This window comes from Saccharopolyspora sp. 7B, assembly GCF_020177435.1.
GTDB classification, from domain to species: domain Bacteria; phylum Actinomycetota; class Actinomycetes; order Mycobacteriales; family Pseudonocardiaceae; genus Saccharopolyspora_C; species Saccharopolyspora_C gregorii.
Genome location: NZ_JAIUKC010000055.1, coordinates 1 through 26,695 on the forward strand (window position 1 = coordinate 1; position 26,695 = coordinate 26,695).

The window sequence follows — 26,695 nt, forward strand, 5'->3', positions numbered from 1 at the left end:
CCCCCATCTCCACCATCACACTAAACCCCGCCGCTCATAATACACCCCTGTTTTGTCCGAGCCACCCCGGGAGCCCGCGGGGGGCGGCTCCGGCCGCCCCCCCCAACTCGGTAAACGATCGGCCGCGCCACGCTCGGCGGCGCGGTGGCGGATCCCGCGCGGCAGCAGGGCTCCTCCCCGGAACCGACTGCCGCGCGGAGGTCCACCGGTGGCGACCGGCGCGTCAGTGGATCGCGATGAGCCCCAAGGCGAAGCCCGCGGCGATCACCACGAGCGACACCAGCAACGCCCACTTGATCGCGAACCGGTGCTGGTCGCCCAAGTCCACCTTCGCCAACCCGATCAGCACGTACATCGCGGGCACCAGCGGGCTCAACATGTGGATCGGCTGGCCCAGCAGCGACGCCCGCGCCACCTCCATCGCCGAGATGCCGTGCTGCGCGGCCGTCTCCGCCAGGATCGGCACCACGCCGAAGTAGAACGCGTCGTTGCTCATGAAGAACGTGAACGGGATGCTCAGCACCGCGATCACCACGCTGAAGTACGGGAACAGCGCGTCCGGCATGCCGTGCAGCAGGTACTGCGCCATCTGCTCGATCATCCCGCTGCCCGAGAGCACCCCGGTGAACACGGCCGCCGCGAACACCATCGACACCACCGCGACCACGCTGTCCGCGTGCGAGGCGATGCGCGCCGCCTGCTCCTTGATGCTCGGGTAGTTCACGATCAGCGCGATCCCGGTCCCGATCATGAACAGCACCGCGATCGGCAGCACCCCGGAGATCAACGCGACCAGCAGCGCCACCGTCAGCGCCGCGTTGAACCAGAGCAGCCGCGGACGCAGGCTCTCCCGGTCCGGGTGCAGCACGTCGAAGTCGCCGCCGTCCTCGGCACCGGTGCCACCGGACTCCGCCGACCCTCCGCCGCCCGCGCCGACCCCGGCCAGGACCGGCTCCGCGGTGCGCGCCCGCAGCTTCGCCCGCTCCCGCAGCCCCAGCACGTAGGCGATGACGAACACCGTCACCAGGCCGGCACCGAGCGCCGGGATCATCGGCACGAACATCTCCTGCGGATCCAGCCGCAGCACGCTCGCCGCCCGCGCGGCCGGACCACCCCACGGCACCACGTTCAGCACCGCGTTCGTCATGCACGCCAACCCCGTCATCAGCACCGGGCTCACCCCGAGCTTGCGGTAGATCGGCAGCAGCGCCGACACCGTGATCATGAAGGTGGTCGTGCCGTCGCCGTCCAGCGAGACCACGGCGACCAGCACCACCGTCCCCACGATCAGCTTCAGCGGGTCGTCCCCGGTGAGCCGGACGACCGCCCGCGCCACCGGGTCGAACAACCCCGCGTCGATCATGATGCCGAAGTAGAGGATGGCGAACATCAGCATCGCCGCGGTCGGCGCCAGCGACGTGATGCCGTCGGTGACCATCTCACCCAGGTCCGGCGCGAAACCCGCGATCACCGCGAAGATCGCCGGGATCACGATCAGCGCCACCATCGGCGCCAACCGCTTGCTCATGACCAGGTAGAGGAAGACCGACACCATCGCCAAACCGAGCAACGCGATCACCGCACTACCCCCCTTCGAACCACGACGTGGCCCACGTAACACCGTTGTTCCATTTCGCGGAACCGTAGGTGCCGCACGCCCGTGACGGGAGGGTTAACGACCTTGTACGCCTAGCCCGCGTTGCGCGCGTTCTGCGCGTTCTGCTCACCCGCACCCGCGCCGCGGCCCGGGCCGGGCGAAACGGCTGGGTAGGGTCGCGCCATGTCCCGCCGCCCCATGCGGTTCGCCCGGCAGGTGCTCGCGTTGCAGATCGGGCTCGTCGTCCTGATCACCGGCGTGGGTTTCGCGGTCGCCGCGACCCTGCTCGACCGCAGCCTCGTCGACCAGTACGGGCAGCGCGCCCTCGGCGTGGCCCGCTCCGTCGCCGCCGACGACGACCTCGCCGCCGCCGTCGCCGACCCGGCCCGGCACCCCCGGGTCGCCACCAAGGCCGAACGCGTCCGCGACGCCACCGGGGCGCTGTTCATCGTCGTCACCGACGACCGCGGCGTGCGGCTCGCCCACCCCGACCCCGAGCAGATCGGCGACCCGGTCAGCACCGACCCGCAAGCCCTCGCCGGCCGGGAAGTGGTGGACGTGCAGCGCGGCACCCTCGGCTGGTCCGCGCGCGGCAAGGTCCCGCTGCGCACCACCGACGGCCGCATCGTCGGGCAGGTCAGCGTCGGCTTCGACGCCCGGCAGATCCACACCACCTTCCTGCGGCTGCTCGGCACCTCCGCCGCGGTCGCCGCCGGCGCGCTGCTGCTCGGCGTCGCCGGCTCCGCGCTGCTCACCAGGCTGCTCAAGCGGCGCACGCTCGGCCTCGAACCGCACGAGCTCACCGAACTCGTCCGGCAGCGCGAAGCGGTGCTCTACGGCATCGGCGAAGGGGTGCTCGCCGTCGACGCCGACGACCGGGTCACGTTCCGCAACGCCGAGACCGAACGGCTGCTCGGCCACGCCGTCGAACCCGGCACCCCGGTCGGTGAACTCGACCTGCCGCCGCGGCTGCGGGCCGCGCTGCTCGACCACCGGGCCGTGGACAACCTCATCACCGTCACCGCCGACCGGGTGCTCGTCGCCCACCACCGCCCGGTGCGCCGCGACGGCACCGACCTCGGCGGCGTCGTCACCCTGCGGGACCGCACCGACCTGGACAAGCTCACCCGCGAGCTCGAATCGGTCCGCGGCACCGCCGACGTGCTGCGCGCCCAGCGCCACGAGTTCACCAACCGGCTGCACGCGCTGTCCGGACTGCTGCAGACCGGGCACCGGCAGGAAGCGGAGGACTACCTGCACGCCCTGTTCCAGGGCTCCATCGCGGGGCTCGGGCCCGCCGCCGACGCCGTGCGGGACTCGCACCTGGTGTCGTTCCTCGGCGCGAAGAAGGCCGCCGCCGCCGAGAAGGAGGTGGCCCTGGAGCTCGGCGAGACCAGCTGGGTCGCCACCGCCGTCACCGCGCCCGTCGAAGTCACCACCGTGCTCGGCAACCTCGTCGACAACGCCTGCGACGCGGCCCGCGCGGGCGCCGCCCGGCCCGCCCGGGTCGACGTGGACCTGCTCTCCGACGGCAGCACCCTGCACCTGTCCGTGCTCGACACCGGGGACGGCGTGCCCGCCGCGCTGCGCGCCGAGGTGTTCACCGAGGGCAGCACCAGCAAGGACGGCGAGGGGCACGGCATCGGGCTGGCCCTCGCCCGGCAAGCGGCCCGCGCCCTCGGCGGCGAGGTCCGGCTCGCCGACCCCGGCGGCGGTGCGCACGGCGCGCTGTTCGTCGCCCGGCTGCCCGGCGCCCTCGCCGAACCCGCCGATCCCGCCGAGTCCGCCGAGTCCGCCGAGTCCGCCGAAACCACCGAACAGGAGGCGAACCGATGATCCGGGTCCTCGTCGTCGAAGACGACTTCCGCGTCGCGCAGGTGCACGCCGAGTTCACCGACCGGGTGCGCGGCTTCCGCACCGTCGGCATCGCGCACTCCGCCGCCGAAGCCCGCGACCTCATCGCCGAGCACCGGCCCGAGCTCGTACTGCTGGACAACTACCTGCCGGACGGTCCCGGCGTGGGCCTGCTCGCCGAACTGGACGTCGACGCGATCATGCTCACCGCCGCCTCGGACCCGGCCACGGTGCGCGCCGCGCTGTCCGCCGGAGCGCTGAACTACCTGGTGAAACCGTTCACCGCACACCAGCTCAAGGACCGGCTCACCGCGTACGCGCACTACCGGTCCCGGCTCCCGGCGGGCGACGAGCCGGTGGACCAGGCCGAGATCGACCGGGCCATGCGCTCGCTGCGCGACGGGGACCGGCCGAGCACCCCGAAGGGGCAGTCCTCCATCACCACCAAGCTGATCACGGACGCGTTGCGCGCGGCCGACGGGCCGCGGTCGGCCTCCGAGATCGCCGACGAGCTCGGCATCGCCCGCGCCACCGCGCAGCGCTACCTCGCCGGACTCGCGCAGGAGGGGAAGGCGACGATGACGTTGCGGTACGGAGCGAGCGGCAGGCCGGAGCACCAGTACGAACCCTGCTGAGCCGAACCCCGGACGGTCAGCGCCGAGGTGCCGGCGGGTGCATGTGGTGGGCGCGGACGGCGCGCAGTACGTCTTGCAGGGTGAAGTGGGCGAGATCGCCCGGGCGGGCGCGATCGGGGGCGCGGACGGCGGCGGCCTGCTCCACGCCGAGCGCGCGCAGCCAGCGGAGGAGGTCGTGGCGCGGCAGCGTCCCGGACGCCGCACCGGGCCCCGCGGCGAGCAGCGCGCGCAGCACCGGGGTGAGCATCCGGTCGAACGCGGCCTCGCCCTGCTCGAACAGCACAGCCTCGCACGCCTGGTGGAACCGTTCGCGACCGATGGCCGTTCCAGATCCCGCGGCGCCCGCCACGTGCTCGAACAACCAGCATAAAGATTTCCGGAGCTCCCCCGGATCCGCGGTCGCACCGGCCTGGAATTCACGCACCACTCGGTCGGCTTCCGCCGCCCAGTCCGATCGTGGCGACACCGCCCGGCTCGAATTCCGCGAACCGGAACGCGATCCTCGTCGACGGTTCAGCACGACATGCACCATGACCCCCATCATTCTCCTGTGACCGGACTCGCGCGGTGCGCGCGGCTCATTCGGCCGGACTCGAACCGGCGGGCAATGATTCGAGGAACGTGCGGAATGCATCCGCATCAACCCCGAATGGGCCGTGCAATGGATGCATCAGTTGCACCGAGAGGTAGAGGGTGAATCCGAGGGTCAAGGTGAGCAGCACCATCGTCGCGACGTTGGCGGGTCGGGCGCTCAACCCCACCAGCAGCGGGAACGCGATCATCAGCACCGCGCCGAGCACGCTGCCCGCCAGCAGCACCAGGTTGAACCGCTGGTCGTCGGTGGAGATGTCGACCCGCTCCCGGTGGGCCTCGTCGATCTGGCGCAGGTCGGTGAGCACCTGCTCGCGGGCGGACTTCAGCACCTCGGTGTCCGCGGGCAGCGCGATCGCCTCCGCCCGCATCCCGTCGATCAGCCGGTCCACCTGCGCATCGGGCCGCCCCTGGTCCAGGGACGGCCACTCGTGCTCGGCGACCCGGGCGGCGTACTGCTCGGCCAGCGAGCGCAGCGCGGTGGCCTGCTCCGCGGGCACCGCGGCGACCTGCCAGTGCACGTCGCTGAGCGCGTTGACCTCCTGCTGCGCCGCCTTCTCCACGTCGTCGCCGTTCTGCCAGGCGAACACGATGTAGAACGCGAGGACCACGGTGAACAGCGCGTTCAGCACGCCGCCGACGAACGACTGCGAATCCGAGTCGGAGTCACCGGCCGCGACGGCTGCGCGACGGGCGCCGAGCAGCGTCACCGCGCCCACGGCCGCGGTGAGCAGCACGAGGGCCAGAAATCCGAGGTAGATCACGAGGTATCCGTTCTGACTGCGCGGACGGGCGCGGACACGCCCGCGGAATGTTCGGAATGGGGCGAATTCGGTCGCGCGGTGCCATCGGTGAACCGCGCGCGACGTCGGACCCGGGATCGAGGCGGGAAGCAGGCCGCCCCCTCGGTCCGCCGCGAAGAACCCTACCCGCCGAACCCCGTTGAAAGGAGGAAGTTTCCAGCGCCGGGGCGGAAAATCACCGAATGGGGTGATCTTGAACGATCACCCGGATCGGCAATGGCGGTTTCCAATTCCGAACCCTTCGCGAGCGAATGCGCGTAGCCGCTGGTCAACCCGCCACATCGACCATTGTGGACTTTCCACGGATCGGCCGGGACCGCGAATTCCGAGTGCTACGGTTTTCCGCGACCACCGATAAGGCCCCGCGTTCCCGCTGGTCGAATTCACGCATTCCACGAAGCACGAGGAGGTGAGATGTCGCGTCCGCGTTCCGTCCCGAACCGGTTCCGCGCCCGCACGGCGGGCGGGAGCCGGCCGCCGCGCTCCGCGGTGCTGTCCTGCTGCGGGCTGGTGCTGCTCGCCCCGCTGCTCACGTCCGCGTACGTCCCGCCTCGGCAGGACGCGGCTGCGGTCCCGGGCGGGGTGGACGTCCCCCGGGTCCCGGACGACGGGGAAGCCGGCGGGACCATCCCCGGCTGGCCCGTCGAGCACCCGGCGCTGTCGCTGAGCACCCGCACCGATCCGCGCAGCGCGCACCCGGGCGACCCGCTCACCCAGAGCGCCGTCGTCGCCAACACCGGCGACGCCGCGCTGTTCGGCATCGTGGTCAGCCTCGGTTCGGGGCCCTGCCACGACGTCCTCGGGCGGCTCCGCCCCGGCGACTCCCGCACCGTCACCTGCGCCGGAACCGCGCCGACGAGCGGCCGGGTCGCGGCCAGGGCGGTCGGCATGACGCACACCGGGTTCGCCGCCACCGCCCGCGCCACCGCGGAGGTGGTGCGACCGGCGCCGCCCCCGGCACCACCCGCACCGGCCAGGCCCTCGGTCGCGCTGGACATCCTCCCCGCCCGGAACGGCTCGGTGCCGGTGCGGGTGCGCAACACCTCCGCCGTCCGGTTGCTGGACGTGGCGGTCACCGGCGAACCACCGGCCTGCCGCCGCTCGTTCGACGCGCTCGAACCGGGCGAGGAGGTCACCTACACCTGCCCGGCGCGGCCCGGCGAGGTCGTGCGCCTGGCCGTCACCGCTCGGTCGCTGGCCGGTGAGGTCACCGCGGCCGACGCGACGCTGGTGCTGCCAACACCGGCGGCACCACCGGCCGCACCGGCGCCCGCCGCGGAACCACCGCGGCCCGCCGCGCGCCCGGAACCACCCCCGCTCGACCCGCCCGTCCGGGAGCTCGCCGATTCCGCCGGGCCGCGCGAATCCCCCGCTCCGACCGCCGGATTCATCGCCGTGCTCGGCGTGCTGGTGATGATGGTCAGCATCGGCGCGCTGTCCTCCGCCACCCGCCCGAGCAAGTGATCCCGGGGCACGAACCAGCTCTCCCCCGCTCCCGGCCCCGCCGGAGGCACCACGTCGACTGCGAACAGGAACGAACGGATGCACAGGAACGCACGACTGCTGCTCACGGCCGCCGCGGTGCTCGCCACCGCGCTCCCCGCGGGCACCGCCACCGCCGCCACCTCCGGGCGGGTGCTGGTGTTCAGCACCGAGGTCGAGCCGGTCCAGACCTACGAAGCGCCCAGCGGCTGCACCAAAGCACCGCCGACGGCGCACGTCCTGATCAACGACACCGACGGCCCGGTGCGCGTGCACGGCGACCCGTTCTGCCTGTCGCCGAGCCTCGTCGTCCCACCGGGGCACGGCGCGCACGTCCCGCCCGGCACCGGCAGCTTCTCGGCGTGACCGGCGGGTTCGCCGCGGGCGCCGGGCACGACCGGGGGACCGGGAGCCCGTCCGCGGATCTCGTCGTGGTCGGGCTCGGCTACGTCGGCCTGCCGCTGGCCGCCGCCGCCTGCGCGGCCGGGTTGCGCACCGTCGGCCTGGACGTGTCGGCGGAGGTGGTGGCGGGGCTCGGCGCCGGCCGCTCCCACGTCGGGGACGTGCCGGACGCGACCATCGCCGAGATGATCGCCGCCGGGTTCACCGCGACCACCGCTGCGGACGTGCTGGCCACCGCGGACACGATCGTGCTCTGCGTGCCGACCGGGTTGTCCGAGGCCGGGGAACCGGACCTGAGCGCGGTGCGGGCCGCGGCGCACACCGCCGCACCGCGGCTGCGTCCGGGAGCGCTGGTGGTGCTGGAGTCCACCAGCCACCCCGGCACCACCGAAGAGGTCGTCCGCCCCATCCTGGAACGCGGCAGCGGGCTGCGGGTCGGCGAGGACTTCCACCTCGTCTACTCCCCGGAGCGGATCGACCCGGGCAACGAGCGGTTCGCCATGCAGAACACCCCGAAGATCATCAGCGGTTGCACGCCGCTGTGCGCCAAGTACGGCGTCGCGTTCTACGGCCGTTTCGTGGACTCCCTCGTCATCTCCCGCGGGACCAGGGAGGCCGAGATGGCGAAGCTGCTGGAGAACAGCTACCGGTACGTGAACATCGCGCTCGTCAACGAGGTCGCGCTGTTCTGCGACCGGATGGGCATCGACGTGTGGGACGTGCTGCACTGCGCGGGCACCAAGCCGTTCGGGTTCGCCCCGTTCCAGCCCGGTCCGGGCGTCGGCGGGCACTGCATTCCGGTGGACCCGCGCTACCTGGAGAGCAAGGCCCGCAGCGCCGGGTTCACCTTCGGCACGCTGTCCGCGGCGCGCGCGGTCAACGAGCGGATGCCGTCGCACGTGGTGCTGCGCGCCGCGGAACTGCTCGGCGGGCGCGGGCGGATGCTGTCCGGGTCGCGGGTGCTGCTGCTGGGCGTCGCCTACAAGCGGGACGTCGCCGACACCCGCGAGTCCCCGGCCTACCCGATCACCCGGGGACTGCTCGCCCAGGCCGCCGAGGTGTCCTACCACGACCCGGGGGTCGCCGAGTTCCGGGTGGACGGACATCCGATCCCGCGGACGCTGCGGCTCGCGGAGGCGCTGACCAGCGCGGACCTGGTGATCCTGCTGCAAGACCACTCCTGCTACGACCTCGTCGAGCTCTCCTCGTCGGGCTGCCTGCTGCTGGACACCCGGGGGAAGTCCGCCGGGACCGCGGTGACGCTGCTCTGACGCACGACCGGTTCCACCGGTCGGACACCGAGAAGACTTGCGCGGCGCTGCGGCTCCGCGCGGGCCGTCCACCCCGGTTCCACGGGGCGGGCGGAACACCGAATCACCCACACACATCGAGGAGGATGGCCATGACCACGGCTATCGCGAACGACCGCCTGCGCAAGCGCTTCGCCAAGTGGGACCTGGACGGCAGCGGCAGCCTGGAGCGCTCCGACTTCGTCCAGGAAGCCGAGAACGTCGTGCGCGCGTTCGGGGCGGACGCCCAGAGCCCCCAGGCCGAGGAGCTGCGCGCGGCGTTCACCACCCTGTTCGACCACTTGGCGACCCGCGCCGGGCAGACCCCGGCCGGCTCGCTGTCGGAGGAGCAGTTCCTCCAGGTGGCCGAAGGGATGGTCACCGAAGGCGGCGAGGCCGACTTCGACCGCGTCCTCGGCCCGGTGGTGCAGGGCATCGTCGGCCTCTGCGACCGGAACAACGACGGCGTCATCGACGCGGGCGAGTTCGCGTCCTGGCTGACCGCGGTCGGCGTGGACCGCTCGCAGGCGGCCGCCGCGTTCGTCGACATCGACACCAACGGCGACGGCGAGCTCTCGGTGGCCGAGCTGCTCAGCGCCGTGCGGGACTTCCACTTCGGACGGTCGGACGTCGAGCTGCTGGGCTGACCCGCCCACGCGGAAGCGGCCGGTGACCACCCTCCCCTCGCGGAATGGTCACCGGCCGCTGTTCGCCCGATCCTCGCCGGATGTCTTCCGCCGACGGTGCGGACCTGCGCGGGTACTACCCGACGGCACTTCCCAGGCGGGCGGTCAGCGCCGCCTGCTCGAAGGTGAGCAGCTGTTCCGGGAACAGGTCCAGCTCCTCGCCGGTCCACGGCGCCTCGGTGCGCACCAGCACGTTGTAGTGGTTGGGGTGGTGGCAGGCGTCGAAGCCGAGCACGGTGCCGATCACCCGGCCGCCGATGCGCAGCTCGTCCCCGCGGTCGAGGACGCCGGCGCAGCCGAACTCGGCGAAGCCGAGGAACCCGACCCGGTCCACGCGGGCGCCCGGCGCGGTCTCGACGTGGTCGGTGGTGACGAGCTCGTGCACCTCGCCCGCCCGGATGCACCGGCTGGCGTGCGGTTCCAGGGACATGCCCCGTTCGGTCCGGCGGTGCCGCAGCACCTTCACCACGGTGGCGTGCAGGCCGCGCTTGCGGCCGTCCTCGTGCGGGTTCACGGCGAGCCCTCCTCGTTCGCGGCGGTGTCCAGGAATTCCACGCGGTAGACCGCGTCGACCAGCTCCAGCGCGGGCAGCCCGCCGTCGGGGCGCCGGTCCGCGGCGGTGTTGCCCGCATCGAGCACGGCGGCGAAGTCGGTGAGGACGCCTTCGTACTCGTGCCACAGCGAGGACTTGAACCCGTGGTGGCCGTGCAGCATGTCGGCGCGGTGCGTGGTGCCGTCCGCGCAGCGGATCTCGACGTCCTTGGTCTCACCGGGATGCGACCAGTCGAGTTCGACGACGGCGGGCACCCCGGTGGCGGAGCGCAGTTCGACCACCGCCTGCCGGTCGAGGCCCGCGCCGTCGCGGTGCACGGTGACCGCGGCCGGTTCGACGTCGCCGAGGAAGAGCCGCACCAGGTCGAACGCGTTCGGGCCGTTGTCGGCGACGCAACCGCCACCGCAGCGCTCCGGGTCGAGGTACCAGGTGTCGCCGCCGATGTGCTCCTCGATGCGTTCGAGGTAGCGCACGGTCAACCCTTCGATGGGCCCGTGCCCGGCGAGCTCGTCGCGCAGGCGCAGCACGTTGTCGTTGTAGCGGCGGTGGAACGCGGTGAACAGCGGCGCGGTGACCGAGGCGAGCCCGGTGAGCGCCCGCGCGTCGACGAGGTCCACGGCGAGCGGTTTCTCCACGCACACCGGCACGCCGGCCCGCAGCGCGTCGCGGCTGATCTCCGCGTGCACGTCGTTGGGGACCACCACGACGACCGCGTCCGGCGCGCTCGCGGCCAGCAGCTCGCGGTGGTCGTGGAACACGGGTATCCGCCCGCGGTGCGGTGCCAGTGCGGCCTCGTCCACGTCGCAGACTGCGACGAGTTCCCAGCCGGGCAGCGCGTCCAGCGCGGCGAGGTAGAACCGGGCGATGGTGCCGAGGCCGATCACGGCGGCGCGGCGCGGTTCCGCGGCCATCAGCGCGCACCTCCGTCCACATCGGACTCGTCGAGGCCCAGCTCGACGAGTTCGCGGTGCACCGAGGCGCGCAGCGGTACTCCGTCCCGGCGGCGCCGCGCGGCGCGTTCCGCCTCGTGCCAACCGGGGTAGCGCACCGGTTCGCCCGCCGCGGCCGGGCAGTCCAGCAGCGTGCCGAACAGGCTCCGCGCGTCCGCGGCGAACGCCCCGCCGGGGCGCAGCAGGTCGGGGGCCAGCACGAGCACGAAGTAGCCGATGTCGTCGTCGCGCCCGTGCGGTCCGCCGTCACCGTCCAGCGCCGCCGGGGCGGGCCCGACGCCGGCGCCGGACAGCAGCGCGGAGAGCACTTCCACGACGAGCCCGAGGCCGAAGCCCTTGTGCGCACCGGTGGCCGGTTCGCCGCCGAGCCAGCGCAGGTGTGCCTCGCCGCGGTCGAACGCGGCCGGGTCGGTGACGGGGTTCCCGGTGTCGTCGGCGAGCCAACCGGGCGGGACGCGTTCCCCGTCCGAGGCGGCTACCCGGACCTTGCCGGTGGGAACGGTGGTGGTGCTCATGTCCAGCACGAACGGGTGGCCTTCGAGGGCGGGGGCGGCGACGCTGATCGGGTTGGTGCCGAGCATGGCGAGCGCGCCCAGCGGCGGGCGGGCGATCCGCTGCGAACCGCAGTTGCTGGCGACGATGCCCACGAGCCCGCGTTCGGCGGCGCGCGCGGCGTGGAACCCGGCGCAACCGAAGTGCGTGCCGCCGCGCACCGGCACGAGCCCGACGCCGTGCTCCAGCGCGCGGTGCGCGGCCGCGTCGACGGCCTCCGCCGCGGCCCACAGGCCGAGGGCGCGGCGGGCGTCGAGCACGGCGCAGGCGCCGAGGTCGATCCGCGTGGTGGGTTCCGCGGTGGGGTCGACCCGGCCGGACCGCAGCAGCGGCAGGTAGAGCCGGGTGAGGTTGAACAGGCCGTGCGAGTCGAATCCGCACAGATCCCCGTGGCACAGCGCTTCCGCGGCCAGGTGCGCCCGGTGATCCGGTATCCCGTGCTCGGCGAACAGCCGGGCGGTGAACGCGTGCAGTCGCGCGTAGGACACCGTGGTTCGTTCCCCGGAGTGCGCGATCTCCGGCAGCAGCGTCATCAGGTGATCTCCTTCCCGGCACCGCCGTGGTGCCGCCTGGTGAACTCGGTGAGCACCGCCGCGACCGCTCGGGCGAAGCCGCGGAGTTCGGCGACGTCGGCGTACTCGCCTTCGGCGTGCGCGTGGTTCGCCTCCAGCGATCCGGGGCCGAGCACGGCGGTGCGGGTGTCGGGGATGCCGTGCATCCAGATGGCGTCGCAGGTGAACGCGGGCAGCTCGTCGGGCCACCGCCGGATCCCCGCTGCGGCGAACAGCTCGCCGGCGTCCCCCTGCTCGTGCAGGCAGGGCAGTCCGCGCTTGAGCCAGTCGACGCGCGTGATGGCGGCGGCCTGCGCCGCGGTGCGGGCGAACTCCCTGGTGGACGCGAACGTCCCGGTGAATTCGCGGATGCCGTCGCGCACCGCGTCCTCCAGCGCGCGCTCGGCGGCGGCACCTTCGGGCGCGGTGGCGTAGGACAGGTTGAGCAGCAGGCCCCCGCTGCCGTAGACGCGGTTGTGCCGGTCGCCGGTGCGCAGGCCCGCGATGCAGCAGCGACCCGGCCGGTCCCGCGGGTCGAGGGTGCGGGCGAGGTGCTGGGCGAGGAACCCGAGCAGGACCGTCGCGTTGTGCCCCGCGGCGGGTTCGTCGTCGATGGCGCCGTGCCCGTCGACCCGGATCCGCGCCGTCATCGAGGCGGTGGACCGGGGCAGGTAGCGCAGCCCGGTGGGTTCGCAGAACACGTTGAGCGCCCCGAAGTGGCCGGCTTCGACCAGCGGCCGGGTGCCGTAGGTGCCCATCGCGCCGCCCTCCTCGCCGGAGACGGCGTGCACGAGGACCCCGACGTCGCGCCCCAGCTCGGGGTTCGCGACGCGGGCGGCGCGGATCCCGGCCAGCAGCGCCACGGCCGGGCCCTTCGCGTCGATGGCGCCGCGCCCGGTGATCCGGTCCGCGGTGCGGGTGACGGGTTCGAGCCCGGCGACGGTGTCCAGGTGCACGTTGAACATGGCGGTGCGCTCCGGCGGCAGCTCCGGGCCGAGCCGCAGCACCAGGCTGGGCTGGTCGGCGAGGAAGTCCGGGTCGCGGGCGGCGTCGCGCACGGTGCGCGGCACGTCGTCCCGGTCCAGCACCGAGGGTTCGGGGGCGGCGTGGTGCGCGGTGCGGAACCCGATGCGCTCGGCGGCCGCGGCGTAGGCCCGCTGCGCCTGCCACATCCGGGAGGGTGGCGCGGCACCTTCCAGCGGGTTGACGGTGGGCAGCCGCAGCAGGTCCACCAGCAGGTCGAGGTCGCCGGGTTCGAGCGGTTCGGCGCCCATCAGGCCCGGCCGGGCGCGGCCGCCGCCGTGTAGGGCGCGCGCAGCCGCCCCAGCAACCGTTCGAGGGCGCGGCCCGCGTCGACGAACCGGTCCGCGGCGGTCTCGTCGGCGCGCACCCCGTCGTGCGGGCGGGCGACCAGGTGCGGTTCGAGGGAGTACGCGCCCTCGTAGCCGGAGTTCAGCAGCAGCCGCAGGCAGTCGGCGACCCGCGAACCGCCCTCCCCCGGTGGCACGTACATCACGGCGCCGGGCGAGCCGGTGGCGTCCTTGACGTGCACGTGCGCCACGTGGCCGATGAGCGGGCGCAGCAGGTCCGGGGCGTGGTAGCCGTGCTCGACGCCGTTGCCGGTGTCGAACAGCAGCCGTAGCGACGGGACTTCGGCGAGCAGCCGCAGGGCGCGGTCGGCGTCGGTGGCGGCCCACCCGGCGCAGTTCTCGTGCAGCAGCACGACGTCGTGCTCGGCGGCGCGTTCGGCGAGCTTGGCGACGCGTTCGCGGGCGCGGGCGCCCCACTCGGGTTCGGGGAGCCCGTCGTTCGGGTAGGACATGATGCGCACGTAGCGGCTGCCGAGTTCGCGGCACTGCTCGGCGAGCACGTCGAGTTCGCGCAGGTCGTCCTCGAACGGGGCGGTGATGGGGCGGGCCCAGTTGCCGATGCGCGAGGCGAGGCACACCACGTCGAGCTCGGCGGCGCGGAGCTGCCGCGCGGTGCGGCGCCGGTCGGGTTCGTCGAGGTCGGCGAGCGGGACGCCGTCGACGGTGCGCAGTTCGATCGACCGCCAGCCGAGCCTGCGGACGGCGGCGAGCTGCCCGGTCAGGTCCGCGGCGGCTTCGTCGCCGATGCCGGCGAGCCGGGGGCGCGGGTCATCCTGCATGATCTGCGGTCCTCCTCCGCTGTCGAGCGGGACCGGTCCGGTCCCGGCAGTGCTGCTTCGCCGCCCACAGCAGGCGGACCACGTCGCGGTGGATCGCGAAGTGCCCGGTGGCGGCGGGTTCGGGGTCCGGTCCGATGGCTTTGAACCGGCGGTAGGCGCGCAGCGTGAACTCGGTGAGCGCGTCGTCGGGGAAGACCGACCACTGCTCCTCGGGGCCGTGCACGGTCAGCTGCGCGTGGTGGTCCTGGTCGCTGAGCGGGTAGTGCCCGACGGCGCTGCCGTGCTCGAACGCCAGCTCCACCCGGCGTTCCCGCACCGGGGCGGTGAGGTCGGAGTCGATGGCGGTGCGGACGCCGCCGACGTGGCGCAGCGCGAGCCGCGCGCCGCCCATGCCGGGGAGCACCACGCCACCGCAGCGCATGTCGGCGCAGTCGGCGTCGACGAGCTCGGCGGGCCCGGCCAGCCGCAGCGCCACGCCGAGCGAGTGCGGCACTTCCACGTCGAACGCGGTCGGGTGGCCGCCGGTGGCGGTGGAGTGGGTGAACCGGGGTTTGTGCTGGCGGAAGGAGATCTCCCGCAGCCGCCCCAGCGGCCCCCGCTGCACGAGGTCGGCGAGCCTGCGGGTGAGTTCGGCGTCCAGCCAGTGCGCGACGACGGCGAGCCGCAGGTCGTGCGCGGTGCGCAGCCGCTCGACCTCGGCGAGCGAGGTGAGGTCGGGTGCGACGGGCTTCTCCACGATGATGCGGCGGAAGCCGAGTTCGGCGAGCTCGCGCAGCAGTTCGGTGCGTCCGGTGGGCGGGGTGCACAGGTGGACGACGGTGCGGCCGGGCGGGACGAGTTCGGCGGCGGCGCGGACGGACTCGGCGGCGGTGACGCCCGGCGGGACGCGGCGGGCCGCGGGTGCCGGGTCGCAGGCGATGATCGCGCCGGGGTGGAACGGGTCGCGGTCGAGTTCCCTGGCCCGTGCCAGGACGCGCAGGTGCAGGCCGGCGCCCGCGCGCCCGAGCCCGACCACGAGTGAGTGCAGCATCGTGCTCCGTTGCTCCAGAGGGGTTCGAGGTTGTTCCGGGATCCCGCCGCGTTCCGGCGGTTCCGCCCGGCGGCCCGGTGGCTCCCGCCCGGGTTCCGCCGTTCTCGCGAATTCGGCACCCGCTTCCGCGGCGGCGCGGGGTAGGGCCATTCCCGGAACCGTCCTGTTCGGACCGTTCCGGTGCGCATTCGGCGATCGCGGCGGAATGCGCTTCGGCGACCGGATGCGGGCGCCGAGCGGCAAGACTAACGATTTCCCCGAACAGTCCAGGAACCGGGTCCGCGAGGCCCGAACAGATGATCACCGGAAAGGATGAAAAACGCGAATGGCGTTCCCGCGGACTTCCGGCGGCGCGCGGCGCTCCGCTACTTTGTCCAGCCGAAGATCCCTCCCCATTCCCAGGAGTTGACGTCGTGTCCCGCGGTGCGAATGACACCGGGGCGCGAGAATTATCGAGCCCGCCGGATCCGTCCGCGCCCGTGCCGTTCTTCTCGCAGGCCCGCACCTTCGACCGGCTTTGGCCGGCCATCAGCGCTCGCGTCGAAGCGGTCTTCGACAACGGCAAGTTCTCCCACGGCAAGCAGGTCGCCGAACTGGAACGGCAGCTCTGCGAGCACACCGGCGCGCGGTACGCGGTGGGCGTGAACAGCGGCACGGACGCGCTGGTCCTGCTGCTGCGCGCCCTGGGCCTGCGCCCCGGCGACGAGGTGGTGGTCCCGGCCTACTCGTTCGTGGCCACCGCGAGCTCGGTGGTGCTGGCCGGGGGCCGCCCGGTGTTCGCCGACGTCGATCCGGTGACCTACGCGCTGGACCCGGCCGAGGTCGAGCGGGTCGCAGGCCCGCGCACCCGGTTCGTCATGCCCGCGCACCTGTTCTGCCAGATGGCGGACATGAGCGCGCTGTCCCGGGTCGCGGCGCGGCGGGGCCTGGTGCTGCTGGAGGACAGCGCGGAGGCGATCGGGATGCGGCAGCTGGGAGTGCACGCCGGTCTGCACGGCGCGGGCGGCGTGCTCTCCTTCTTCCCGAGCAAGACCCTCGGCGCGATCGGCGACGCGGGCGCGGTGATCACCGACGACGTGCGGGTCGCGGAGCTGGTCGCGGGGTTGCGCCACCACGGGCGGTTCGGGCACACCCTGGACCACTTCCCCGGCATCTCCACCGAGACGGCGCGGCCGGGCACGAACAGCAAGATGGACGACATCCAGGCCGCGGTGCTGCTGGCGAAGCTGCCGGAGCTGGAGCGGGAGATCGCCCGCCGCGGTGAGCTGGCCGCGGCCTACCGGGAACGGCTCGCGGACGTGCCGGGGATCCTCCGCCTGCCGGAGGTGGTCGACCGGGGCCCGGGTTCGGCGAGCGCGTTCTACGTCCACCTGATCGAGGTGGAGCGCCGGGACGAGCTGGTGGAGTGGCTGGCCCGCGCGGAAATCGGCACCGAAACCTACTACCCCATTCCGCTGCACCGGCAACCCTGCTTTCAATCGGATTATTCCACGGAGGTTCCGCTGCCGAACGCGGAAGCGGCGGCGCGGCGCGCGGTGGCCCTTCCGCTCTACCCGGACCTCACCCTCGGACAGCTCGACCGGGTGTGCTCGGTGATCCGCTCCTTCTATTCCGGGAGGCGTGCGTGATGCGTTCCGAAATTCCGTTCTTCCCGCCTGATCTGTTCGAAGGGGATCGCAAGGTGATGCTCGACATCATCGGCGAGATCGGCCGGGATCCCCGACAGAAGTTCATCCTCGGTGAGCAAACCCGGGAATTCGAGGAGTTGCTGCGCGACGATCTCGGCGCCGCCGACGTCATCGCCTGCGGCAGCGGCACCACCGCGCTCGGACTGGTGCTGCGCGCCGTGGACATCGGCCCCGGCGACGAGGTGGTGGTGCCCGCGTTCGGCTGCGCACCGCTGGCCGCCGCCGTGCTGGAGACCGGCGCGGCCCCGGTGTTCGCCGACGTCGACCCGCGCACCATGGTGCTCGACCCGGAATCGGCGCGGCGCCATATCACCCACCGCACCAAGGCGCTGCTGCCCGCCCACATGTTCTCGATCATGGCCGACATGCCCCGGTTCACCGAACTGGCCGCGGCGCACGACCTGCGGCTGGTGGAGGACTCCGCGGTCGCGCAGGGCGCCGTGCTGCGCGGCACCCCGGCCGGGCTGTGGGGCGAAGCCGGCGTCTACTCCTTCGTCCAGGTCAAGTCCTTCGGCATGCCCGGAGAAGGCGGCGCCGTCGTCACCCGCGATCCCGCGCTCGGGCGGCGGATCCGGATGCTGCGCAACCACGGGCAGCAGGAGCGCTTCGTGCACCGGGTCATCGGCACCAACAGCCGGTTCGACGAGATCCAGGCCGCGTTCCAGCGCTACCGGTACGCGGGTTTCCCCGCCCGGCTCCGGCGGCGCGCCGAGATCGCCGAGCACTACACCGAGCGCTTCGCGCCGCTCGCCGGGCAGGGCGTGCTCGCCCCGCCGCCGGGCCGGGACGGCCGCTGCCACTACGTGTACTGCCTGCTCGCCGAGGAACGCGACGTGCTGCGGGAATACCTCGCCGAGCACGGCATCGGCTCGCACGTGTACTACCCGCTGGCGCTGCCGCACCAAGCCGCGTTCCTGCCCTGGGCTCCCGCGGACGAGGGCTGGCCGAACGCCGAGCGGGCCAGCCCGCGGATCCTCGCCCTCCCGATCTACCCGCACCTCACCGACGCGGAGGTGACCCGGATCGCCGACGCCGTCTGCGAGTTCACCCGCCACCGCCCGCGCGCGCAGGCGCCGGGCACCCGCCAGTCCGGAACAGGAGCAGCACGACACGATGACCAGTGACCTGCACGCCGCGCCCGAGCGCATCGGGGCGGCTCGGCCGGAGAGCAAGGCCCGCACCTTCGCGCGGCTGGGCAAGCTCGACGTCTACGACTACTACCTCAGCGTGCTGGTGGTCGGTGCGGCCGCGCTGCCCGCCGCCGGGTTCGCCGCCGGCGCCGAAGCGCTGCCGATGCTGCTGCTGTTCCTGCTCGGCGAGGTCTGCACGCTGGTGGCGCTGGTCTCGCTCGACGACGTGACGGGGTTCCGCGACGGCAGCGACATCGCCAACTACGGGCCGAACGACCCGCTGCGCAAGAAGCTCCGCAAACCGCTGGTGGCCGGCACGCTCACCGAGCGGGAGGCGCTGGGGTTCGGCTGGGCCGCCGCCGGGTGCGGGGCGCTGCTGTGGGGCGCGGCCGCCGTCGTCGCCCCGCACCGTCCGATGTGGACGCTGGTGCTGATCGCGGTGACGTTCGTGATCGCGCTGCAGTACTCCTACGGCCTCAAGCTCAGCTACCACGGCTTCCAGGAGGCGTTCCTCGTCGCGCTGGGCGTCGCGCTGGTGCTCGCCCCGCACGGGCTGGCGACCGGCGAGTTCTCCGGGTTCGTGCTGGTGCAGGCGGTGCTGTTCGGCCTCGGGCCGCTCATGTTCGGGGTGTACTCCAACACCAACGACGTGGCGGGCGACCGGGCCGTCGGCCGTCCCACGGTGGCCGCGCTGACCTCGCCGCGCGGGAACGCGCTGTTCATCGGGGCGCTGTCGCTGGGCGAGTTCCTGCTGTGCCTGGGCGCCTCGCTCACCGGGGTGGCGCCGTGGTGGTTCGCGGTGCTCGTGCTGCCCGGCAACGCGCTGCGCGCCCGGCAGTACCACCTCGGGTTCCGGGCCGGCGACATCATGCGCGCCCGGCGGCTGGGGTTCCGGGTGCACCGGCTGTACGTGGTGCTGCTGGTCGCGGCGAACCTGCTGGCGGCGTTGGGGGGTGCCCGCTGATGAGCGGCGACCTGGACGTGGCCGTGGTGGGCGCAGGCATGGCCGGGCTCGCCGCCGCCACCGAGCTGACCCGGGCCGGACTCGACGTCCGCGTGTACGAGGCCGCCGGGCACGTCGGCGGGCGCACCGCGAGCGTCCGCGTCGACGGGTACACCATCGACACCGGCGCCGAGCAGCTGTCCCCGCGCGGCTACCGGGCCACCTGGGAGCTGCTGTCCCGGGTGGGCATCGAGGACCACGAGATCCCGCCGATCAGCAGCCCGATCTCGATGTGGCGGGACGGCCGCGCGCACCCCGGGGTCGCCGAACCTCGCGGGCTGCTTACCGGTGCCGGGCTCTCCCCGCTGGCCCGGGTGGACCTGGCGCGGTTCCAGATGTGGCTGGCGCGGCGCCGCGGCGAGTTCGACACCGACGACCCGCAGCGCACCCCGCTGGCCGACAGCACGGTCGCCGACTTCGCCCGCCGGTACCACCCGGACCTGCACGACTACCTGCTGCAACCCGTCGCGGGCACCTTCTTCGGCTGGGACACCGGGCGGTCCTCGGCGGCGGTGATGGTGTCGCTGCTGCTGGCGGTCGGCGACGCGTCGAACTGGCGGACCTACCGCGGCGGGATGGACACGCTGGCGCGGCGGCTCGCCACCGGGCTGGACGTGCGCACCGGGCAGGAGGTGCACCAGGTCGTCTCCACCGGTTCCGCGGCGCGGCTGCACGTCGGCGAGGAGGTCGTGACGGCCCGCGCGGTGCTGCTGTGCGTGCCCGCGCCGGTGGCCGCGCGGCTGCACCCGGGCGCGCCGGAAGCGGAGGCGGACTTCCTGCGGGCCTGCACCTTCACCCCGGCGCTGAAGGTGAGCTGCCTGCTGGACCGGCCGCTGGCCCCGGAGCACGGCGCCCCGCCGTACGTGCTGCTCACCCCGGAGGCCGAGGACGCGGCGCTCTCCGCGATCCTGTTCGACCACCAGAAGCACCCGGACCGCGCGCCACCCGGGACGGGGCTGCTGACGCTGATGCCGAACGCGCGCACCACGGCCGGCCTGCTGGAGCTGCCGGACGAGGAGGTCGTGGCGCGGTTGACCGGCGCCGCGGCCCGCTACCTGCCGGAGCTGCCCGCGGCGAACCGCCGGAACTTCGTGCACCGCCACCCGCACGGCCTGCCGGAGGCCACCCCGCAGGCGCTCGGCCTGCGGTCGCGGTTCATGGCCCGCCGCCTGCGCCCCGTCGACTACGCCGGGGACTGGGTGATGCTGCGCCCGGCGAGCGAGGGCGCGGTACGGGCCGGCGCACTGGCCGCTTCCCGGGTGCTGAGCAGGTTGCGCGCCCCGTTGAGCATTCCGACCCAGGCGAGGAGCCGACGCGTTGAAACCGCATGACATGGGCGTCCTGTTCGACGAGTGCGCGCGGCGCGGCACCGCGACGACGGTGCGGCTGGACCGGCCGTTCGACATCGCCCCGGACGGCGGCTCGTCGTACCGGGTGGCGGAGCTCGCCGAGCTGGTGCGGACCGCGGCCGGGTGGCTCGCGGCGGCCGGGGCCGGGCGCGGCGACCGGGTGGTGATCGTGAAGGAGAACCACTGGGACTACGACCTGCTGGCCTGCGCGGCGGTGCGGATCGGGGCGGTGCCCGCGCAGCTGTCGGCGGAGCTGTCCGTGGCGGCGCTGGAGCAGCTGCTCAAGCGGCTGGACGCCGCCGTGCTCGTCACCACCGGCGCGCTCGCGCGGCGCTGCGCGGAGCAGGGCCTGGACCTGGTGTCCACGGCGCGGACCGCGCTGCTGCTCGACGGGGAGGCACCGGGCGCGGTGCGGCTGGACGACGTGCGCGGCCGGACGGCCCCGGCGCCGCGGCTGCGCTCCGACGACGAGCCGCTGGTGATCAACCACACCTCGGGGACGACGGGCGTGCCGAAGCTGGTGGTGCACTCCACGCGCACGATCATCGGGCAGCTGGCGCGGTTCGAGTCGAACCCGGTGCCGCTGATCGGGGTCCGCCGGGACGACGTGGTGGTGAACGCGAGTTCCTACGCGCACGGGCGGACGTTCTGCTGGACGGCGGTGGCGCTGAGCCGGGAACCCCGGGAGCTGGTGGTGCTCTCCTCGCACGACCCGGACCACGTCGATCCGGTGCTGCGCGCCTACCCGCCGACGATCGTGGAGGCGCTGCCCGCGTCCTACGTGCGGTTCCGGTCGCTGACCGAGCGGCTGGACAACCCGTTCCGCCGGGTGCGGCTGTTCATCAGCACCTACGACGCGGTGCACCCGCCGACGATCCGCGCCTACCTGCACGCCTCCGCGCACCACCGTCCATTGTGGATGCAGGGCTGGGGGCAGACCGAGACGGGGCCGCTGACGTTCCGCTTCCACACCAGGCGTTCGTCCGCGCGCGGTGCGCGGAGCGTGGGCCGCCCGATCCCGGTGAAGACCCGGCTGCGGGTGGTGGACCCGGACACGTTCGCGCCGGTGCCGCGCGGGACGCCGGGCCTGGTGCTGGCGCGGACCGCCGCGCGCTGCCTGGACTACGAGGGCGAAGCGGAGCGCTGGGCGGCGAAGGCGCGCGGACCGTGGTGGAACACCGGGGACATCGGCGTGCACCACCGGGACGGGCACGTGTCGCTGCTGGACCGCGAGGTGGACAGCACGCCGCGGCTGAGCTGCCTGGAGACCGAGGACGTGCTGGAGGACCGGCTGCCGCAGGCACAGGAGTGCGTGGTGCTGGGACGTCCGGACGACGTCCCGCTGCCGGTGGTGGTGACCGCCGACGGAGCGCTGCCGGGCGGGGCGTGGCGCCGGGCGGTGCGCGGGCTGCCCGCGATGGCCGAACCGGTGGTCCTGGCCTGGGACCGGGTGCCGCGGACCGGCACCGGGAAGGTGCGGCGCGCCCTGCTGCTGGAGCGGCTCACCGGCAGCACCGAGACGCCGGGGTCCGGGCAGTGGACGTGACGTGCGAGGCGGCGCCCCGGGATTACGCCTTCGCCCGGGAGCACGAGCGCGCCCGGCACCGCTACCTGTCCGCCGCGCACGACCCGCTCACCTTCACCCGCCTCGCGGAGACGGGGGTGGGCGACGGGTGGCGCTGCCTCGACGTCGGCGCGGGTGGTGGCGCGGTCGCGCGCTGGCTCGCGGAGCGGGTGGCCCCGTCCGGCAGCGTGCTGGCGACCGATCTGCGGCCGAACCCGGGTTCCCGGCCGCCGGTGGTGGGGCACGACGTGGTCGTCGATCCGCTGCCCGCGGAGGAGTTCGACCTGGTCGTGGCGCGGCTGGTGCTGCGGCACCTCCCCCAGCGGGACGCGGTGCTGGCGAAGCTGGTGCGCGCGCTGAAACCGGGCGGCTGGCTGCAGGTCGACGAGTTCGACACCTCCTACGAACCGCTGCTGCTGGCCGCGGACGAGGAGTCGGCGCTGCTGTACGAGAAGTTCCTCGCGGCGAAGGAGGCGGCGATGCGCGGCGCGGGCGTGGACCCCGGCTGGGGCAGGCGGGTGCCGCTGGCGATGCACCGGGCCGGGCTGGTCGAGATCGACCCGCGCCCGCGGGTGCAGCTGCGGCACCGCGACGGCGCGGACCTGCTGCTGCTGGCGCAGGCGGCGGTGGACATGCGCGCGGAGCTGATGGCGGCCGGGATGACCGGGGCCGAGCTGGACCGGGTGCGGGAGGTCGTGCTGCACCCGGACTTCCGGGCGACGTCCTGCCTGATGTATTCGGTGCACGGGCGGAAGGCCGCGCGATGAGCGGGGCGCCCACCTCGGAGCGCGCGGCGGCGCGGGTCGCCGCGGAGGTCCGCGACGCGTTGCGCGGCGAGCCGGACGTGACCTGCGAGATCGACTGGTCCGGGCCGGTCCGGGCAGTGCTGCCGGACGAGGACGCGGTGCAGGCGGCGTGCGGGATCATGCAGGTGCACGGCAGGGCCGCCGGGCGGCCCGCCGCGCTGGGCGTGGACTACGCCTCGGTGGTGGCGGGCGTGCTGGCGAGCCAGGGCGAGCTGGCGGCGGCGATCGCCCGGGCCCGCGGCGCGCGGGTGTCCCGGGTGCGCACCTCGGTGGCGGAGGCCGCGCTGCTCGCCGTGCAGCAGTACCTGGCGGTCGCCGCGACCGAATCCGACGACGCGGAGCCGCGTGCGGACCCCGGCGGTGGGCCGCGGCCGCCGTTCACCACGGCCGACGGGGTGCGCTGCGAGCTGGAGACGCTCGACGCGGAGCCGTGGCTGCGGTTCTGGCGGACGCTGGGCGCCGGGAACGCGGCGATCTCGCGAGGTTGGGGGCCGTTCCAGCAGCGCTTCGGGACGGCGTGCTGCCCGTTGCCGCCCGAGCTGCACGAGGTGGTGGGCCGCACCCGGTTCGCCGAGGTGCTGGCCGCGGCGGCCGAGTCCGGAGTGGCGGTGCTGCCGGTCCGGGAGGATCCGGTGCCGCCGTGGGAGGTTCCGGCCTGCACGACGACTCCCCTGGGCTCGGCCGGTGCCCCGCTCCGCCCGCGCGGCGCCCCGGCGGCCGGGCCGCTGGACGGCCTGGTCGTGGTCGAATCGACGCGGCGGGTGCAGGGCCCGGTCGCCGGGCACGTGCTGCGGATGCTCGGTGCCGAGGTGGTCCGCGTCGAACCGCCCGGCGGCGACCCGATGCGCGGCATCCCGCCGACCGCCGGTGGCACGTCGGTGCGGTACCGCTCGCTCAACGACGGCAAACGGGTCGTGGAGGTGGACATCAAGTCCGCCGCCGGGCGGCGGGCCGTGCACGAGCTGGTGGCGGACGCCGAGGTGTTCGTGCACAACTGGGCGCCCGGCAAAGCGGCGCAGCTCGGCCTGGACGCCGACGACCTGGCGCGGTCCGCTCCCGGCCTGGTCTACGCGTGGGCGTCCGGGTGGGGTGGCGCGGCCGGACCGAATCCCCCGCTGGGCACCGATTTCCTGGTGCAGGCGGGCGGCGGGCTGGCCGCGGCGCTGTCCCCGGCGGGCGCCCCGGTGCGTCCGTCGCTGATGACGTTGACCGACGTGCTCGGCGGACTGGTGTGCGCGCTCGCCCGGCTGCGCGCGCTGCTGCGCCGGGTGCGCACCGGGGCGGGCGCGCGGGTGGACACCTCGTTGTTCTCCGCGGCCGGGCTCGTGCCGCGGGCGCCGCGCGCACGACCGGATCCGCTGCGCGGTCCGCTGCGGACCGCCGACGGTTCGCTCGTGCTGCCGCGGGGGATCGATCCGGCCACCGCGACCGCCGCGTTCGGCGGCGCGCGCGGCGAGCTGCCGACCCGGTTCCGGGAGCGGACCACCGGGGAGTGGGTGCACCGGGGCGCCGCGGCCGGGCTGGTCGTCACCCCGGTGTGCGCGGACCTGCGCGACCTGACCACCGACGACCGGTTCGGCGCCGCGCTGGGCCGCGCCGAGCACGTCTTCCCGCTACCCCCTTGGGAGTTCTCGTGACCGACACCGCCCCCGCCCGGCTCGCGATCGGCGACCGGGTGCCCGCCGCGCTGCGCGCGCGGTGGATCCGCGCCGGGCACTGCCCGGACCGCGACGTGCACACCCTGTTCCGCGCGCAGGTGCGCGCCCACCCGCGGCAGGAAGCCGTGCTCGACGCCGACGGAGTGCTCGACTACGCGGAGCTGGACCGCGAGGTGGACCGGATCGCGGCGGCGCTGGACCGGGCCGGCATCGGCCCCGGTGAGGTGGTCGGCATCCGGATGCCCAACGGCCGGCGGATGGTCGTCGCCGAACTCGCCGTCGCCGCGGTCGGCGCCGTCGTCCTCGCCTACCCCGCGGGCCGCGGCAGCCGGGACACCCGGAGCCTGCTGGGCCGGTCCCGGGCGGCCGCGGCGATCTTCGGGAGCGCGGCGGACGCCGACGACGCCCGCGAGCTGCCGGAGCTGCGCCACGTCTTCACCTTCGGCGCCGGGGAATCGGGCCCGCGCTCGCTGGACGACGCGCCGGCCGCGCGGTGGGCGGCACGGGAGCAGGACCCGGAAGCACCGGTGCGCATCCTCGTCACCTCCGGTTCCGAGGCGGAACCGAAGATGATCGCCTACTCGCACAACGCGATGGCCGGCGGCCGGGCGAACTACGTGCGGGGCCTCGCGGACGCGGCGCGGGAGCCGGGGCCGATGCGGGCGCTGCTGCTGATGTCGCTGGCCTCCTCCTACGGCTCCTGCGCGACCCACGTGGCGATCGCCGCGCTGGGGGCCACGATCGTGCTGGCCGACGGTTTCGACCCGGCGCGCACCTTCGAGCTGATCGCCCGGCACCGGCCGGGCCACGTGTTCGGGGTGCCGACGATGCTGCGCCGCCTCGCCGAGCACCCGGCGGCGCCGGACGAGGACCTCTCCTCCGTCCGCGTCGTCGTCTCCAGCGCGGCCCCGCTGTCCGAGGTGACCCGCGACGCCGCCGCGCGCCGGTTCGGCGCCCAGGTGATCAGCGTGTACGGCTCGTCGGACGGCATCAACTGCCACACCGCCCGCACCCCGGACCAGCCCGGCACCGGGCTGCCCGACCCGTCGGTCGCCGAGATCAGCGTCGTCGGCGCCGCCGGGGCCGAGGTTCCGCGCGGGGAGAGCGGCGAGATCCTGGCCCGCGGCCCGATGACGCCGCTGGGCTACGTGGCCGCCCCCGAGCTCGACGCTCGCTACCGCACCGCGGACGGCTGGGTGCGCAGCGGGGACCGCGGGATGCTCGACGAGCGGGGACGGCTGCACGTGCTGGGCCGGTTGCACCAGGTCGTCTCGCGCGGCGGCTACCACATCAGCCCCGCCGAGGTGGAGCGGCAGATCGCCGCGCACCCGGCGGTGGTCGACGTCGCCTGCGTCGGCGTTCCTGACGACGACCTGGGCGAACGGCTGTGCGCCTGCGTCAGCGGCACCGCCGAGCTCACCCTCGCCGGGCTCACCGCCTTCCTGGAGGAGGAGCGCGGCCTGGAACGCCGCAAGCTGCCGGAGTTCCTGGTGGTGCTGCCCGAACTGCCGCTCGCGCCGACCGGCAAGGTCTGCCGCCGCACCGTCACCGCGCTCGCCACCGAACGCACCGCACCGGGAGGAACCCGATGACCGCCACCGCCCGCCTCGACCTGCTCTCGCTCACCCCGAACGGTTTCGCGGACCTGCGGCGGCTGGCCGAGCGCTCCGGTGCCGACGCGCAGGACGCCGGTCTGGACCCGATCCTGCTGGAGCTGGTGCGGTTGCGCGCCTCGCAGCTCAACGGCTGCGGGTTCTGCACCGGCCTGCACGCGCGGCAGGCGCTGGAGCACGGCGAATCCCGGCAGCGCCTGGACGAGCTGCCCGACTGGGCCACGTCGTCCCGGTTCGCCGCGCACGAACGCGCCGCGCTGCTGCTCGCCGAGTCGGTGACGCTGCTGCCCGGGGGCCGGGTGCCCGACGAGCACTACCGCGAGGCGCAGGCCCACTTCGACGAGCCCCAGCTCGCCCACCTGCTGTGGACGATCAGCCTCATCAACACCTTCAACCGCCTCGCCATCAGCACGGCACTACCACGGGGCTGAGCGCGGGCGCCCCGAGCACCGCCCGCGCTCATCAGCCGGTGGTCGCGGCGGAGCCCGACAACGCCGCCCGCGTCCCGGAGGATCGTCCTGCCTTCGTCGGCTCGGTGGTCCCGCGCACCGGAATCATCCGGCAGCGGGCCGCCGATGACGACGAATCGCCCGGCACCGCCGCGGACTCCGCCCGGAGGGCCCAGCCCGAGCCGCGACGATCCCGCACCACCGCGTGCTCCCGCGCCGCGACGGGAGCACCGGGCCCGCTCAGCAGTGGTCGAAGACGTGGGCGGGGTCGGTGGGCGGCACGAGGTCGTGGTCGCGCAGGGTGGTGGTGG

The 26,695-nt window shown here is 74.1% G+C and carries 24 protein-coding genes; 15 read left to right on the plus strand and 9 right to left on the minus strand.

Going from position 1 to position 26,695, the window contains the following annotated elements; all coding sequences use genetic code 11:
• Positions 1-223: 223 nt before the first annotated feature.
• Complete coding sequence (locus LCD33_RS10525) at positions 224-1,579, minus strand: CitMHS family transporter (RefSeq protein ID WP_224955682.1); 1,356 nt, start codon at positions 1,577-1,579, stop codon at positions 224-226.
• A 201-nt stretch (positions 1,580-1,780) separates the two neighbouring features.
• Between LCD33_RS10525 and LCD33_RS10530 the strand changes: the two genes are divergently transcribed.
• Positions 1,781-3,433, plus strand: a complete 1,653-nt coding sequence (locus tag LCD33_RS10530) for an ATP-binding protein (protein WP_224977778.1) — start codon at positions 1,781-1,783, stop codon at positions 3,431-3,433.
• On the plus strand, positions 3,430-4,086 hold the full coding sequence (locus tag LCD33_RS10535) for a response regulator (protein ID WP_224955684.1): 657 nt from the start codon (positions 3,430-3,432) through the stop codon (positions 4,084-4,086). The genes LCD33_RS10530 and LCD33_RS10535 overlap by 4 nt, the downstream gene beginning before the upstream one ends.
• Before the next feature lie 16 nt (positions 4,087-4,102).
• On the opposite strand, the gene LCD33_RS10540 is transcribed toward LCD33_RS10535, so the two are convergent.
• Positions 4,103-4,513, minus strand: a complete 411-nt coding sequence (locus LCD33_RS10540; protein ID WP_224977779.1) for a hypothetical protein — start codon at positions 4,511-4,513, stop codon at positions 4,103-4,105.
• A gap of 151 nt (positions 4,514-4,664) precedes the next feature.
• On the minus strand, positions 4,665-5,441 hold the full coding sequence (locus LCD33_RS10545) for a DUF4239 domain-containing protein (protein ID WP_224955686.1): 777 nt from the start codon (positions 5,439-5,441) through the stop codon (positions 4,665-4,667).
• A gap of 453 nt (positions 5,442-5,894) precedes the next feature.
• Here LCD33_RS10545 and LCD33_RS10550 point away from each other — a divergent pair, with 453 nt between their 5' ends.
• From LCD33_RS10550 to LCD33_RS10565, 4 genes are all read left to right on the plus strand, one after another.
• Positions 5,895-6,944 (plus strand): hypothetical protein, encoded by a 1,050-nt coding sequence (locus LCD33_RS10550; protein ID WP_224955687.1) that lies wholly within the window; start codon positions 5,895-5,897, stop codon positions 6,942-6,944.
• A gap of 78 nt (positions 6,945-7,022) precedes the next feature.
• On the plus strand, positions 7,023-7,328 hold the full coding sequence (locus LCD33_RS10555; protein ID WP_224955688.1) for a hypothetical protein: 306 nt from the start codon (positions 7,023-7,025) through the stop codon (positions 7,326-7,328).
• Positions 7,325-8,635, plus strand: a complete 1,311-nt coding sequence (locus tag LCD33_RS10560; protein ID WP_224955689.1) for a nucleotide sugar dehydrogenase — start codon at positions 7,325-7,327, stop codon at positions 8,633-8,635. The genes LCD33_RS10555 and LCD33_RS10560 overlap by 4 nt, the downstream gene beginning before the upstream one ends.
• Before the next feature lie 131 nt (positions 8,636-8,766).
• Entirely contained in the window at positions 8,767-9,300 is a 534-nt protein-coding gene (locus tag LCD33_RS10565) for an EF-hand domain-containing protein (RefSeq protein WP_224955690.1), read from the plus strand.
• Between the two features lie 115 nt (positions 9,301-9,415).
• On the opposite strand, the gene LCD33_RS10570 is transcribed toward LCD33_RS10565, so the two are convergent.
• From LCD33_RS10570 to LCD33_RS10595, 6 genes are read right to left on the minus strand one after another with little or no spacing between them, the layout of a single operon-like run.
• Positions 9,416-9,853, minus strand: a complete 438-nt coding sequence (locus tag LCD33_RS10570; protein ID WP_224955691.1) for a hypothetical protein — start codon at positions 9,851-9,853, stop codon at positions 9,416-9,418.
• Complete coding sequence (locus LCD33_RS10575; RefSeq protein WP_224955692.1) at positions 9,850-10,803, minus strand: Gfo/Idh/MocA family protein; 954 nt, start codon at positions 10,801-10,803, stop codon at positions 9,850-9,852. Before LCD33_RS10575 ends, LCD33_RS10570 begins: the two co-directional genes overlap by 4 nt.
• Positions 10,803-11,927 (minus strand): Ldh family oxidoreductase, encoded by a 1,125-nt coding sequence (locus LCD33_RS10580; protein ID WP_224955693.1) that lies wholly within the window; start codon positions 11,925-11,927, stop codon positions 10,803-10,805. Before LCD33_RS10580 ends, LCD33_RS10575 begins: the two co-directional genes overlap by 1 nt.
• A complete protein-coding gene (locus LCD33_RS10585; RefSeq protein ID WP_224955694.1) occupies positions 11,927-13,219 on the minus strand; it encodes a M20/M25/M40 family metallo-hydrolase in 1,293 nt (430 codons plus the stop codon). Before LCD33_RS10585 ends, LCD33_RS10580 begins: the two co-directional genes overlap by 1 nt.
• Positions 13,219-14,094, minus strand: a complete 876-nt coding sequence (locus tag LCD33_RS10590) for a sugar phosphate isomerase/epimerase (RefSeq protein WP_224955695.1) — start codon at positions 14,092-14,094, stop codon at positions 13,219-13,221. The genes LCD33_RS10585 and LCD33_RS10590 overlap by 1 nt, the downstream gene beginning before the upstream one ends.
• Complete coding sequence (locus LCD33_RS10595; protein ID WP_224955696.1) at positions 14,084-15,124, minus strand: Gfo/Idh/MocA family oxidoreductase; 1,041 nt, start codon at positions 15,122-15,124, stop codon at positions 14,084-14,086. The genes LCD33_RS10590 and LCD33_RS10595 overlap by 11 nt, the downstream gene beginning before the upstream one ends.
• Positions 15,125-15,603: 479 nt before the next feature.
• On the opposite strand from LCD33_RS10595, the gene LCD33_RS10600 reads away from it, so the two are divergent.
• The 9 genes from LCD33_RS10600 to LCD33_RS10640 are packed head-to-tail and all read left to right on the plus strand — an operon-like array spanning position 15,604 to position 26,366.
• Positions 15,604-16,752, plus strand: coding sequence for a DegT/DnrJ/EryC1/StrS aminotransferase family protein (locus LCD33_RS10600; protein ID WP_224955697.1), 1,149 nt, complete (start codon positions 15,604-15,606; stop codon positions 16,750-16,752).
• Complete coding sequence (locus LCD33_RS10605; protein ID WP_224977780.1) at positions 16,752-17,936, plus strand: DegT/DnrJ/EryC1/StrS aminotransferase family protein; 1,185 nt, start codon at positions 16,752-16,754, stop codon at positions 17,934-17,936. Before LCD33_RS10600 ends, LCD33_RS10605 begins: the two co-directional genes overlap by 1 nt.
• Positions 17,926-18,906 (plus strand): UbiA family prenyltransferase, encoded by a 981-nt coding sequence (locus LCD33_RS10610; RefSeq protein WP_224955704.1) that lies wholly within the window; start codon positions 17,926-17,928, stop codon positions 18,904-18,906. The genes LCD33_RS10605 and LCD33_RS10610 overlap by 11 nt, the downstream gene beginning before the upstream one ends.
• Positions 18,906-20,276, plus strand: coding sequence for an NAD(P)/FAD-dependent oxidoreductase (locus LCD33_RS10615; protein ID WP_224955705.1), 1,371 nt, complete (start codon positions 18,906-18,908; stop codon positions 20,274-20,276). The genes LCD33_RS10610 and LCD33_RS10615 overlap by 1 nt, the downstream gene beginning before the upstream one ends.
• A gap of 1 nt (position 20,277) precedes the next feature.
• Entirely contained in the window at positions 20,278-21,840 is a 1,563-nt protein-coding gene (locus LCD33_RS10620) for a class I adenylate-forming enzyme family protein (RefSeq protein ID WP_224955709.1), read from the plus strand.
• Positions 21,831-22,625, plus strand: a complete 795-nt coding sequence (locus LCD33_RS10625) for a methyltransferase domain-containing protein (RefSeq protein ID WP_308011262.1) — start codon at positions 21,831-21,833, stop codon at positions 22,623-22,625. The genes LCD33_RS10620 and LCD33_RS10625 overlap by 10 nt, the downstream gene beginning before the upstream one ends.
• Positions 22,622-24,301, plus strand: a complete 1,680-nt coding sequence (locus tag LCD33_RS10630) for a CoA transferase (RefSeq protein WP_224977781.1) — start codon at positions 22,622-22,624, stop codon at positions 24,299-24,301. Before LCD33_RS10625 ends, LCD33_RS10630 begins: the two co-directional genes overlap by 4 nt.
• Positions 24,298-25,914 carry a class I adenylate-forming enzyme family protein gene (locus tag LCD33_RS10635; RefSeq protein ID WP_224955707.1) on the plus strand — a complete coding sequence of 539 codons (1,617 nt, stop codon included), beginning with the start codon at positions 24,298-24,300 and terminating at the stop codon, positions 25,912-25,914. Before LCD33_RS10630 ends, LCD33_RS10635 begins: the two co-directional genes overlap by 4 nt.
• Positions 25,911-26,366, plus strand: coding sequence for a carboxymuconolactone decarboxylase family protein (locus LCD33_RS10640; RefSeq protein ID WP_224955708.1), 456 nt, complete (start codon positions 25,911-25,913; stop codon positions 26,364-26,366). Before LCD33_RS10635 ends, LCD33_RS10640 begins: the two co-directional genes overlap by 4 nt.
• Positions 26,367-26,695: the final 329 nt, after the last annotated feature.

Coding starts and splice junctions, on each gene's coding strand:
- LCD33_RS10620 (WP_224955709.1), top strand. CDS start 20,278: ATGGGCGTCCTGTTCGACGAGTGCGCGCGGCGCGGCACCGCGACGACG.
- LCD33_RS10605 (WP_224977780.1), top strand. CDS start 16,752: ATGCGTTCCGAAATTCCGTTCTTCCCGCCTGATCTGTTCGAAGGGGAT.
- LCD33_RS10585 (WP_224955694.1), bottom strand. CDS start 13,219: ATGGGCGCCGAACCGCTCGAACCCGGCGACCTCGACCTGCTGGTGGAC.
- LCD33_RS10630 (WP_224977781.1), top strand. CDS start 22,622: ATGAGCGGGGCGCCCACCTCGGAGCGCGCGGCGGCGCGGGTCGCCGCG.
- LCD33_RS10640 (WP_224955708.1), top strand. CDS start 25,911: ATGACCGCCACCGCCCGCCTCGACCTGCTCTCGCTCACCCCGAACGGT.
- LCD33_RS10555 (WP_224955688.1), top strand. CDS start 7,023: ATGCACAGGAACGCACGACTGCTGCTCACGGCCGCCGCGGTGCTCGCC.
- LCD33_RS10550 (WP_224955687.1), top strand. CDS start 5,895: ATGTCGCGTCCGCGTTCCGTCCCGAACCGGTTCCGCGCCCGCACGGCG.
- LCD33_RS10580 (WP_224955693.1), bottom strand. CDS start 11,927: ATGACGCTGCTGCCGGAGATCGCGCACTCCGGGGAACGAACCACGGTG.
- LCD33_RS10575 (WP_224955692.1), bottom strand. CDS start 10,803: ATGGCCGCGGAACCGCGCCGCGCCGCCGTGATCGGCCTCGGCACCATC.
- LCD33_RS10615 (WP_224955705.1), top strand. CDS start 18,906: ATGAGCGGCGACCTGGACGTGGCCGTGGTGGGCGCAGGCATGGCCGGG.
- LCD33_RS10565 (WP_224955690.1), top strand. CDS start 8,767: ATGACCACGGCTATCGCGAACGACCGCCTGCGCAAGCGCTTCGCCAAG.
- LCD33_RS10530 (WP_224977778.1), top strand. CDS start 1,781: ATGTCCCGCCGCCCCATGCGGTTCGCCCGGCAGGTGCTCGCGTTGCAG.
- LCD33_RS10535 (WP_224955684.1), top strand. CDS start 3,430: ATGATCCGGGTCCTCGTCGTCGAAGACGACTTCCGCGTCGCGCAGGTG.
- LCD33_RS10595 (WP_224955696.1), bottom strand. CDS start 15,124: ATGCTGCACTCACTCGTGGTCGGGCTCGGGCGCGCGGGCGCCGGCCTG.
- LCD33_RS10610 (WP_224955704.1), top strand. CDS start 17,926: ATGACCAGTGACCTGCACGCCGCGCCCGAGCGCATCGGGGCGGCTCGG.
- LCD33_RS10590 (WP_224955695.1), bottom strand. CDS start 14,094: ATGCAGGATGACCCGCGCCCCCGGCTCGCCGGCATCGGCGACGAAGCC.